Source organism: Enterovirga sp. (assembly GCF_035325185.1).
Taxonomy (GTDB): domain Bacteria; phylum Pseudomonadota; class Alphaproteobacteria; order Rhizobiales; family Beijerinckiaceae; genus Enterovirga.
Genome location: NZ_DAOLAJ010000040.1, coordinates 21,422 through 32,547, shown reverse-complemented (window position 1 = coordinate 32,547; position 11,126 = coordinate 21,422). Strand labels below are relative to the sequence as shown.

General features: G+C 66.0%; 9 protein-coding genes. 3 read left to right on the top strand and 6 right to left on the bottom strand.

Going from position 1 to position 11,126, the window contains the following annotated elements; genetic code table 11:
* Nucleotides 1–93: 93 nt before the first annotated feature.
* From pyk to gcl, 6 genes are all read right to left on the bottom strand, one after another.
* Nucleotides 94–1,509: a pyruvate kinase gene (gene pyk / locus PKD06_RS09975; protein ID WP_324380021.1), complete on the bottom strand. Its 1,416-nt coding sequence runs from the start codon at nucleotides 1,507–1,509 to the stop codon at nucleotides 94–96.
* A 2-nt stretch (nucleotides 1,510–1,511) separates the two neighbouring features.
* Complete coding sequence (locus PKD06_RS09970) at nucleotides 1,512–2,804, bottom strand: glycerate kinase (RefSeq protein WP_324380020.1); 1,293 nt, start codon at nucleotides 2,802–2,804, stop codon at nucleotides 1,512–1,514.
* 104 nt (nucleotides 2,805–2,908) lie between these two features.
* Entirely contained in the window at nucleotides 2,909–4,243 is a 1,335-nt protein-coding gene (locus PKD06_RS09965; RefSeq protein WP_324380019.1) for a C4-dicarboxylate transporter DctA, read from the bottom strand.
* 61 nt (nucleotides 4,244–4,304) lie between these two features.
* On the bottom strand, nucleotides 4,305–5,198 hold the full coding sequence (locus PKD06_RS09960; RefSeq protein ID WP_324380023.1) for a 2-hydroxy-3-oxopropionate reductase: 894 nt from the start codon (nucleotides 5,196–5,198) through the stop codon (nucleotides 4,305–4,307).
* A gap of 26 nt (nucleotides 5,199–5,224) precedes the next feature.
* On the bottom strand, nucleotides 5,225–6,010 hold the full coding sequence (gene hyi, locus PKD06_RS09955) for a hydroxypyruvate isomerase (protein ID WP_324380018.1): 786 nt from the start codon (nucleotides 6,008–6,010) through the stop codon (nucleotides 5,225–5,227).
* A 126-nt stretch (nucleotides 6,011–6,136) separates the two neighbouring features.
* Nucleotides 6,137–7,912, bottom strand: a complete 1,776-nt coding sequence (gcl, locus tag PKD06_RS09950; protein ID WP_324380017.1) for a glyoxylate carboligase — start codon at nucleotides 7,910–7,912, stop codon at nucleotides 6,137–6,139.
* Nucleotides 7,913–8,282: 370 nt separating this feature from the next.
* Here gcl and PKD06_RS09945 point away from each other — a divergent pair, with 370 nt between their 5' ends.
* The 3 genes from PKD06_RS09945 (at nucleotide 8,283) to PKD06_RS09935 (ending at nucleotide 11,115) form a co-directional block, all read left to right on the top strand.
* Complete coding sequence (locus PKD06_RS09945) at nucleotides 8,283–8,798, top strand: AmiS/UreI family transporter (RefSeq protein WP_324380016.1); 516 nt, start codon at nucleotides 8,283–8,285, stop codon at nucleotides 8,796–8,798.
* A 414-nt stretch (nucleotides 8,799–9,212) separates the two neighbouring features.
* Nucleotides 9,213–10,043 (top strand): TIGR00730 family Rossman fold protein, encoded by an 831-nt coding sequence (locus PKD06_RS09940; protein ID WP_324380015.1) that lies wholly within the window; start codon nucleotides 9,213–9,215, stop codon nucleotides 10,041–10,043.
* 181 nt (nucleotides 10,044–10,224) lie between these two features.
* On the top strand, nucleotides 10,225–11,115 hold the full coding sequence (locus PKD06_RS09935; protein WP_324380014.1) for a universal stress protein: 891 nt from the start codon (nucleotides 10,225–10,227) through the stop codon (nucleotides 11,113–11,115).
* Nucleotides 11,116–11,126 lie beyond the last annotated feature (11 nt).

Genomic DNA, 11,126 nt, shown 5'->3' with positions numbered 1-11,126 from the left:
GATTGCCGCGGCTGTCCAGAATCTCGCGGGCGTGAATTTCAATGATCGCAGTCATATTCGTCGTTCCCTTGGGGCGGTGGAGGCGGCTCGCCGTCAGACCGTCGTGATCTTGAGCATGTTGGTGTTTCCCGCCGCGCCGAACGGCATCCCGGCGGCGATGACGACGACGTCGCCCTTGGCGGCGAAGCCTTCCCGGACCGCCATCTCGCAGGCGTAGTCGCTCATCTCGTTCGCATCGCTGATCTCGTGGACGTGGACTGAGTGAACACCCCAGACCAGCGTGAGGCGGCGCGCCGTCTGGATGCTCATGGCCATGCTGAGGATCGGCGCCGTCGGCCTCTCCCGGGCCGTGCGCAGGCTGGAATAGCCGGAGGTCGTGTAGGTCACCGCCACCTTGACCGGGAGAAGATTGGTGGCCCGGCGCAATCCGCAGCAGATCGTATCCGCGATGGTGGCGTCGGGCTCGGGATGGGCCGCCTCGATCATCTGCCGGTAATAGGGGTCCTTCTCGACCTCCTGGATGATGCTGCTCATCATGGAGACCGCCTCGACCGGATACTGGCCGGAGGCCGATTCGGCCGAGAGCATCACGGCATCGGTGCCGTGATAGACGGCGGAGGCGACGTCGGACGCTTCCGCGCGCGTCGGCGTCGGCGTCTGGATCATCGATTCCAGCATCTGCGTCGCGACGATGGCGGGCTTGCCGGCCTTGCGGCAGACACGCAGGATGCGCCGCTGGATCGGCGGGACCTTCTGGGGCAGCATCTCGACGCCGAGGTCGCCGCGCGCCACCATGATCGCGTCCGAGCGGTCGACGATCTCCTCCAGCCGGTCGATCGCGGAGGGCTTCTCCAGCTTCGCCATGACCCCGGCGCGGCCGCGCACGATCTCGCGGACCTCGTCAAGATCTTCCGGGCGCTGGACGAAGGACAAAGCCACCCAATCCACGCCGAGCTCGAGGGCGAAGGCGAGGTCGCGCCGATCCTTCTCCGTCAGCGCCGAAACCGGCAGCACGGCGCCCACAACGCTGACGCCCTTGCGGTCCGAGAGTGGCCCGCCCACGACGACGCGGGTCACGGCGCTTCCCTGCTCGCAGCTCTCCACCTCCAGGCGGACCTTGCCGTCGTCCAGGAGAAGCTGAACCCCCGGCGCGAGGGCCTGGAACACCTCCGGATGAGGCATGGACACGCGGGTCTCGTCTCCCGGGCGCCCGGTATCGAGATCGAGGTTGAAACGAGCCCCCGTCGCGAGCGTCACGCGCCCGGCCGCGAACTGGCCCACCCGCAGCTTGGGCCCCTGCAGGTCGGCGAGAATTCCGATCGGCCGTCCGATCTCCTCCTCCAGGGAGCGAATGGTCCGGTAGCGGAGCGCATGGTCCTCATGCGTCCCATGGCTGAAATTCAGGCGAAAGACATCGGCCCCTGCCTCGAACAGGGCCCGGATGAGTTCGGGGCTCGAACTCGCCGGTCCGAGGGTTGCAACAATCTTGGCGCTCCGCTGACGATGCATGTTCATTTCTCAGCTTTCGCTGCCCCCTGCGGTCCGAGAATCAGAATCGCTCGGAAGTCGTTGACGTTGGTGAGAGTGGGCCCGGTGACGACCTGGTCGCCGAGAGCCTCGAAGAAGCCGTGGCCGTCATTGTTCGCGAGCGAGCGCTTCGCGTCGATGCCCTGCGCCTGCGCCCGCGCGAGCGTGTCGGGCGTCACGACGGCGCCCGCGACCTCCTCGGCGCCGTCCACGCCGTCGGTATCGCCCGCAAGGGCGAAGACGTTCGGCAGCCCGTTCAGCTCGACGGCGAGCGACAGCATGAATTCGACGTTGCGCCCGCCGCGCCCCTTGCCGCGAATGGTCACGGTGGTCTCGCCGCCGGAGATCAGCACGCAGGGCGCACCCGCCGGCTGGCCGCGGAGCGCCACCTGGCGCGCGATCCCGGCCATGACCTTGGCGACCTCGCTCGCCTCGCCCTCGATCGCATCGCCGAGGATGAGGGGCGTCACGCCGGCCGCCCGCGCGACCTCGGCGGCCGCCTCGAGCGACTGCTGGGGCGTGGCGATCATCACCGTCTCGGCATGGGCGAGGCGCGGATCGCCGGGCTTCGGCGTCTCCTCCGCGGCGCGTTCGAGATGTGCGACCGCGGAAGCGGGCTCGACGATGCCGTATTTGGCGAGAATCTCCCGCGCCTCGGCGAAGGTGGTCTCGTCAGGCACGGTCGGGCCCGAGGCGATCGTGGAGGGATCGTCCCCCGGCACGTCGGAGATGACGAGGGTGAGGACCCGGGCGGGATAGGCGGCGGCCGCGAGCCGTCCTCCCTTGATGGCGGACAGGTGCTTGCGCACGCAGTTCATTGCCCCGATATGCGCGCCGGAGCGCAGGAGGGCGGAATTGACGGCCTGCTTGTCGGCCAAGGTCAGTCCGGGCGCCGGAACGCTGAGCAGCGACGAGCCGCCGCCGGAGATCAGCGCGAGCACGAGATCGTCGGGCCCGAGGCCCTGGACGAGGTCGAGGATGCGCCGGGCCGCGGCTTCGCCGGCGGCGTCGGGAACGGGATGGGCTGCCTCGACGATCTCGATGCGCTCGCATGGCGCCCCATGGCCGTAGCGTGTGACCACGAGACCGGTGAGCGGTCCCTTCCAGTGATCCTCGACGGCCTTGGCCATCGCGGCGGACGCCTTGCCGGCCCCGACCACGACGAGACGGCCGCGGGGGGGAGCGGGCGGAAGGGCCGCCGCGGGGGAGGGGGGGGTGGCGGCGTCCACCGCCGCGTCGAACATGGCGCGCAGGAGGGAAAGGGGTTGCCGAGTCATGACCGTCTGTCCGATCCCGCCGGGCGGGAAGTGCGAGGGAGCCTCAGACCTTATGGCGATCGCAGGCGGGGGACGTCGGCGATGGGCGCCCCCCCGCCTGTCAGTCAATGGGCCGGGTTCGGCGCCGCCGCGGGGGTCGACTCCTCGGTGAATTCCGCGTTCAGCAGTTCCTCGGTGGAGGTGCCGACCTCGCCGTTGAGGACGCGGTGGGCGCGCTCACGGTCGATGTCGCCCTCCCAGGCCGCGATCACGACCGTGGCCACGCAGTTCCCGATCAGGTTGCCGAGCGCCCGGGCGATGCCCATGAACCAGTCGACCGACAGGACGAGCACCAGGCCGAGGACCGGAATGACCGGAACGGCGGACAGGGTTGCGGCGAGCACGACGATGGCCGAGCCGGGAACCCCGTGCGCTCCCTTCGAGGTCAGGAGCGAGATGCCGAGGATCATGAGGAGGTGGCTGATGTCCAGCTGAGTATTGGTCGCCTGGGCGATGAACACGGCGGCCAGCGTCAGGTAGAGCGAGAAGGCATCGAGATTGAACGAATATCCGGTGGGGATCACGAGACCCACCGTGGAGTCCTTGATCCCGAGCGCCTCGAGCTTGCGCATCACTTGCGGCAGCACGCTGTCGGAGGACGCGGTGCCGGCGACCACCATCAGTTCCTCCCGCAGATAGGCGAGGAACTTGAAGATGCTGAACCCGGCAAGACGCATGATCGTTCCGAGCACGACGACGACGAAGATCGCGATGCCGGCATAGAAGAGGACGACCAGGTATCCGAGTTGCTTCAGGGACCCGACGCCGTATTTCCCGACGGTGAAGGCCACCGCTCCGAGAACGCCGAGCGGGGCGAGCTTGACGATGAACCCGATCACCTTGAACAGGACGTCGGTCGTCAGCTCGATCACGTGCACCAGCGGCGCTCCGTGCGGGCCCAGCAGCGAGAGCCCTGCGCCGAAGAGCAGCGCGATGACCAGGACTTGCAGGATGTCGCCTTTGGTGAACGCGTCGAAGATGGTCGTCGGAATGATCTTCAGGAAGAACCCGACCGTATCCTTCACCTCGCCGACATGCTCCGTATAGGAACCGAGCGCCTTCGCATCCAGCGCCCGCGGATCGATGTTCATGCCGACGCCGGGCTGGAACGTATAGGCGAGGATAATGCCGAGAAGGAGAGCGAGCGTCGTCACCGCCTCGAAATAGATCAGCGCCTTCAGGCCGACGCGCCCGACCTTCTTCAGGTCTCCGGCGCCGACGATGCCATGCACGACGACGCCGAAGACCAGCGGCCCGATTCCCATCTTGATGAACTTGATGAAGCCGTCACCGAGCGGCTTCAACTGGACGGCAAAGTCGGGCACAGCAACCCCGAGCACGATGCCAAGCACCAGGGCCACGACGACTTGTCCGAATAGGGACTTGAAAAAGCCCGGCATTGGTAAGTTCCTCCCGTATTGTAATCGCTTTCGAGCCGTTATTTTATCTTCGGCCGGGCGGTTATGTCTTCGTGCTTCCAATCTCGTGGTTGGACAGGGCTTCCAGGGCCCGAACCATGCCGGAATGATCCCAGGCCGCGCCGCCATGCGCGACGCAGGCGTTGAACATCTCCTGGGCCGTCGCGGTGTTCGGAAGGGCCAGGCCGAGCTGCCGCGCGCTCGTGAGCGCGAGGTTGAGATCCTTCTGATGGAGCGCGATGCGGAAGCCCGGATCGAAGGTGCGCTTGATCATCCGCTCGCCGAGCACCTCGAGGATGCGGGACGTCGCGAGGCCGCCGAGGAGAGCCTGCCTCACCTTGGCCGGATCGGCGCCGGCCTTGGAAGCGAAGAGAAGCCCTTCCGCGACCGCTGCGATGGTCAGGGCGACGACGATCTGGTTGGCGACCTTGGTCGTCTGGCCGTCGCCGTTCTCGCCGACGCGCGTGATGTTCTTGCCCATCAGCTCGAAGACCGGCTTGACGCGGTCGAAGGCCGCCTGCGAGCCGCCCACCATGATCGAGAGCGACGCGCCCTTGGCCCCGACATCGCCGCCCGAGACGGGAGCATCCAGATACTCGCAGCCCAGCTCGTTGATCCGCTTCGCGAAATCCTTCGTCGCGACCGGCGAGATGGAGCTCATGTCGACGACGACCTTGCCCGCAGACAGACCCTTCGCGACGCCCTGCGGATTGAACAGCACGTCCTCGACATGCGGCGTGTCGGGCACCATGACGATGACGACGTCCGCGTTGCGCGCGACCTCCTCACCCGTGGCGCAGGCCTTCCCGCCGGCCTCGGTCAGGGCCTGGGGAACGGACGGCACGCTGTGCAGGAAGAGTTGATGACCGCCCTTGATCAGATGGCCGGCCATCGGCGTTCCCATGATGCCGAGCCCGATGAATCCAATTTTCATGATGATGTCCTCTGTTCCTGATGTATTTTTCAGGCGGCGCGCAAATAATCCGCCGCCCAGCCGAGTCCGGCCGACGTCGTCGTTTTCGGCTTGTATTCGCAGCCGATCCAGCCCGCGTAGCCCTCGCCGTCGAGGGCTGCGAAGAGGAAGGGATAATTGATCTCGCCCGTCCCCGGCTCGTTGCGGCCCGGATTGTCGGCGAGCTGCACGTGCGCGATGCGATCCTTGAGCGCGCGGTACGTCCCCAGAAGCTCCCCGCCCAGGCGCTGCTGGTGATAGAAATCATATTGGAGGAAGCCGTTCGGCGAGCCGACATCGTCCAGGACGGCGATCGCCTTCTCGACGCGGTCGAGGTGGAAGCCGGGCATGTCCCTCGAATTGACCGGCTCCACCAGGAGCCGGATTCCGGCATCCCCGAGTTGCTTCGCCGCGAAGCGCAGGTTGTCGACGAGAACCTTCCGCACCCGCTCGGGATCGACGCCCTGCGGCGTGAGGCCGACCAGGCAATTCACCTGCGGGCAGCCGAGGGCCTTCGCATACTCGACCGCCCGGCCGACGCCGTCCTGGAATTCGCCCTCGCGGCCCGGCAGGCAGGCAATTCCCCTCTCGCCTCCCTCCCAGTTACCCGCCGGCAGATTGTGCAGGACCTGGGTCAGGCCGTTGCGCTGAAGAGCCTCCGCGAGACGCTCCTTCGCAAAGGCATAGGGGAACATGAACTCGACCCCCTTGAAACCATCGGCCCTGGCGGCCGCGAACCGGTCGAGAAAGTCGTGCTCGTTATAGAGCATGGTCAGATTGGCGCAGAACTTCGGCATCCCGCCCTCGTCATCATTTATCAAAATTCATCAAAGCATCATCCCGAAAGCGAAAGCGACGGCGAGCTTTCGGGAGAGGCCGCATTTCATCAGGGAGATGAGGCGACGGCGAAAGCCGCCGCCACCTCAGTCGAGCAGCGCGATGGCGGTCGGGGCGTCGCCCTCGCCTTCCGCCAGCCCCTCGAACTCCGTGACATTGTTGATCTCCGTGCCCATCGAGATGTTGGTCACGCGCTCGAGGATGACTTCCACCACGACCGGAACCCGGTACTCCTTCATCCACGCCCGGGCCTGGTCGAACGCCGCCTGCATGCGGCTCGGATCGGTGACGCGGATCGCCTTGCAGCCGAGGCCCTCCGCAACCTTGACGTGATCGACGCCGTAGCCGTTGACCTCGGGGGCGTTGATGTTGTCGAAGGCGAGCTGGACGCAGTAATCCATGCTGAACCCGCGCTGGGACTGGCGGATCAGCCCGAGATACGAGTTGTTCACCACGACGTGGATGTAGGGAAGCTTGAACTGGGCTCCCACGGCCAGTTCCTCGATCATGAACTGGAAGTCGTAATCCCCCGACAGGGCGACGACGTCCCGGCTCGGATCCGCGGCGCAGACCCCGAGCGCCGCCGGAAGCGTCCAGCCGAGGGGACCCGCCTGGCCGCAATTGATCCAATGGCGAGGCTTGAACACGTGCAGGAACTGCGCGGCCGCGATCTGGGACAGGCCGATGGTCGAGACGTAGCAGGTCTCCCGCCCGAAGGCCTTGTTCATCTCCTCGTAGACGCGGTGCGGCTTGATCGGGACATCGTCGTAATGGGTGCGCCGGAGCATGGTGCGCTTGCGCTCCTGGCAGGACTCCGCCCAGCCCGACCAGTCCTTCAGGCGCTTCGAGGCACGCCAGTCGGTGGCGATCTCGACAAGGAGCTGCAGCGCGGCGCCGGCATCGGAAACGATGCCGTAATCGGGCGAGAAGACCCGGCCGATCTGCGTCGGCTCGATGTCGATGTGAACGAATTTGCGCCCCTTCGTATAGACCTCGACGGACCCGGTATGGCGGTTGGCCCAGCGGTTGCCGATGCCGATCACGAAGTCGGATTCGAGCATCGTGGCGTTGCCGTACATGTGGCTCGTCTGGAGGCCCACCATGCCGGCCATCAGGGGATGGTCGTCGGGGATGCTGCCCCAGGCCATCAGGGTCGGGATGACCGGAACCCCCGTGGTCTCGGCGAATTCGACGAGGAGGTCGGACGCATCGGCATTGATGATGCCGCCGCCCGCGACGATGAGGGGCCGCTCGGCGGCGCTCAGCATCTCGAGCGCCTTCTCGATCTGCGCGCGCGTCGCCGTCGGCTTGTAGACGGGAAGCGGCTCATAGGTGTCGATGTCGAATTCGATCTCCCCCATCTGGACGTCGAAGGGAAGGTCGATCAGCACCGGCCCCGGCCGCCCCGACCGCATGAGATGGAAAGCCTGCTGGAACACGCGCGGCACGAGCCCCGGCTCGCGGACCATGACCGCCCATTTGGTCACCGGCTTGGCGATCGATTCGATGTCGACGGCCTGGAAGTCCTCCTTGTACATCCGAGCCCGCGGCGCCTGGCCCGTGATGCACAGGATCGGGATCGAATCCGCCGAAGCCGAATAGAGGCCGGTGATCATGTCGGTGCCGGCAGGGCCGGAGGTGCCGAGGCAGACGCCGATATTGCCCGCCTTCGCCCGCGTATAGCCCTCGGCCATGTGCGAGGCGCCTTCGACATGGCGCGCCAGGACGTGCGTGATCGAGTTGCGCGAGCGCATGGCGGCATAGAGAGGATTGATCGCCGCGCCCGGAACGCCGAAGGCGTTCGTGATGCCCTCTTTCTCCATTACTAGAACGGCAGCTTGGACGGCTGTCATCCGGGCCATCTTGACCTTCCTTTCATATGGGCCGCGCCCATGAGCTGAAGGCCAGCTTCGGCGATCGAAAACCACCGGTCCAATACCTTGTTCCAATGGTTCGATAGCTTACGACAATTGATCCCGTCCGGCGCGACCATCAGGATGAGAGTTGCCCGTCAGTCAAGACGGGGGAACGGCCTTCGTCCCGCGGGTACGACGCTGCAATAGCGATCCACATTTGAATGCAAATCGTGGCCGACAAGTGATAACAGATTGCGACTGACTAATTTTTATGCATGATTGTCATGCCTCAGCCTGCCGAAGCGGCTGATGCAACTCCACGAAGAGCCAAGGAAATGCACGCGCCCCGGCGGCGCGTGAAACCAGGGAGGAGACAATGTTGCTGGGGCTGTCCTTGCTCTACGTCGGAGCGGTGCTGATCATGAACGGCTTATGGCTCCTCGACAAAGTGAGTGACCGCGAGATCGTTTTCATCAACCTGTTTACCGGCTTCGTGACGCTGTGCGTGGCCTTGTATTCGTCCTTCGGACCCGGGGCGGATGCCAGCTCGATCAAAGGAGCCGCATTGACCCTGCTGTTCTCGGCCACCTATCTGTGGGTCGCATTCAATCGCATTTTCAATGCGGATGGACGCGGCCTCGGCTGGTTCTGCCTGTTCGTGGCGATCACCGCCGTCCCCGTCGCCGTCCAAACCCTCGGTGGCGCGAATAACGGCAGCGCAATCTGGCTTGGAATCAACTGGGCCTTGTGGGCGGTCCTCTGGTTCACCTTCTTCCTTCTGCTGGCTTTGCGCCTCCCGATCGGGCGCCAGACCGGCTATCTGTGCCTGGCGATCGGCGTGGCGACAGCCTGGCTGCCCGGCTTCCTGATGCTCAGCGGCCAGATGACCTGAGGAGACTGGACCGCCCCGAGCTTCCCCGAGGCTCCCGCCTTGCGAGGATGGAGCCGCGAGAGAGCCCGACCTGTTCCGCTGAGGTCCGCGAGCATGGACACGGATGGTTTTCGGCCACCGGACCGAGCGCGACCCGCAATTCAATCGGTCGCAGTCAAGATCGGCTGCCCGCGTGCAGTCGGAGTCGCTGTTTTCCTAAGTCGACCTCGAGCGTCGGGTGCGACCGGATCATACGCCTCGAGCGATCCGCACGATCGTCAACGAGGTGCCGCTCGGGCTCCCGATGCCGTCCCTCTCACGCAACCTGCCCTCGGGACGAAGCCGCTCCGGCGAGGGCACCGCCGCCACCGATTCCTCCACGAATCGGCTGCGCGAAGGTATCGCCCGTGCGGATCGACAGGGAAGGTCACCTCCATGAGCAAGGCGGATTGCGGCGTGTCCGAGGGCAACGGCGCGCAACTCGAGTCACCCTCCTACCGTCTCGCCGCGCTCGACCAGGATTTCATCCTCGGAGATTCGATGCGCGGCATGCGCTTCATGCTGGAATACGCCAAGGCCGAGGAGGCCCTGCGCGCATGGGGCGTTCACTCGACCATCGTGGTCTTCGGAAGCGCGCGCGCCCGCGAGGACGGCCCCCCGCGCCAGGCCGCCTGGTATGCGCAGGCCCGCGCCTTCGGACGCATCGCCTCCGAGCGCGGGGGCGCCCTGCATGCGAACGGGCGGCTGCGCGACAACGTCATCGCGACCGGCGGCGGCCCCGGGCTGATGGAGGCCGCCAATCGCGGCGCTTACGATGCGGGAGCGCCCTCGATCGGCTTCAATGTCAGCTTGCCGCACGAACAGGAGCCGAACTCCTATTCGACGCCGGAGCTGACCTTCCGCTTCCATTACTTTGCGATGCGCAAGATGCATCTGGCCATGCGGGCCAATGCCCTGGTCGTGTTTCCGGGCGGATTCGGCACCTTTGACGAGCTGTTCGAAATCCTCACCTTGAGGCAGACGGGGAAATCGCTTCCGATCCCGATCGTGCTTTTCGATTCGAGCTATTGGCGGGAAGTCGTCGATTTCAAGAAGCTTCTGGAATTCGGAATGATCTCGGGGGAGGACCTTCGTATCTTCGCCTTCGCCGACGATGCGGAGGCGGCATGGTCGATCATCGACCGCCACGATCCCCGATTCCCACGTCCGTTCTCCTCGCCCGGGCAAATGACGGAAAGCCCGGACCGGGCCGCCTCGGAAGAGTGACGAGGGCGCTGACGGCGGAGGGCGGAGCCGCGGCGCGCCGCAAGCCTGGAGCGCGACGCGTCTTCGGGACGTCCTCGACATTGCGCCGCAACGGTGATCGATCTTGACGAAAGTCAATGCGCCGGATGCATGGGTCTGAATTGTCAGCCGCGGCGGCGGTGCGCACGGCTCGGAGGCCGATATGAGCGAGACAACCTTGTCCACGGGACCAGCTGCCGGGCCGGGCTTTTCGCCGGCGGATCGCTACAGGGACATCGCCGTCCATCTCGACGGCTCGCCGGAGGACGAAACCCGCCTGGCCCACGCCGAGGCGCTCGCCGTGTCTTTCCAGGCGAGGCTGACAGGAATTTTCGTCAATCCTCTTCCGGATCCGGCGGTCTATGTGGGCGATTTCGGCATGCTCGCGGTCGACGATCTCCGCGATGCCGTCATCGAGAACGGCAATGCGACCGAGCCGCGGCTGCAGGAGCGCCTGGCCCGTCTCGCCCCGCCTCACGAGTTGCGGCGCATCGACGCTTCTCCCGGCATGCTGGAGGAGGCGGTGGCGAGCGAGGCGCGGTGGAACGACCTCTTCGTCGCGACTTGTCCGCGCGGCAGGGACAACGCGCGCTGGAGCGCCATGGTCGAAAGCGTCATGTTCAATGGCGGGCGCGGCCTCTTCCTCGTTCCGCCGCAGGCTCCGCTGCGGTCGGTGATCCGAACCGTTCTCGTCGCGTGGGTCGACAACCGGCAGAGCGCGCGCGCGGTCGCGGAGGCCCTGCCCTTTCTCCGGCAGGCGGGCCAGGTTCACGTCGTGACGGTCAGCGAGAAGGCCCACGGACGAATGGGAGGCGCCGAGGCGCTTGCCGATATCACGGCGCATCTCGTCCGGCATGGCGTCGAGGCGACGGCGACGGTCCTCGGCACCGAGGCGTCGCCGGCCGACGGCCTCCTCGCGGAGGCGGGCAGGGTCGGGGCGGACCTGATCGTCGCCGGAGCCTACGGCCATTCCCGCTTCCGGGAATGGATCCTGGGCGGGGTCACGGAGGATCTGCTCGCCAATTCCCCCCTGCCGCTTCTCGTCGCCCATTAGAGCGTGCTGCG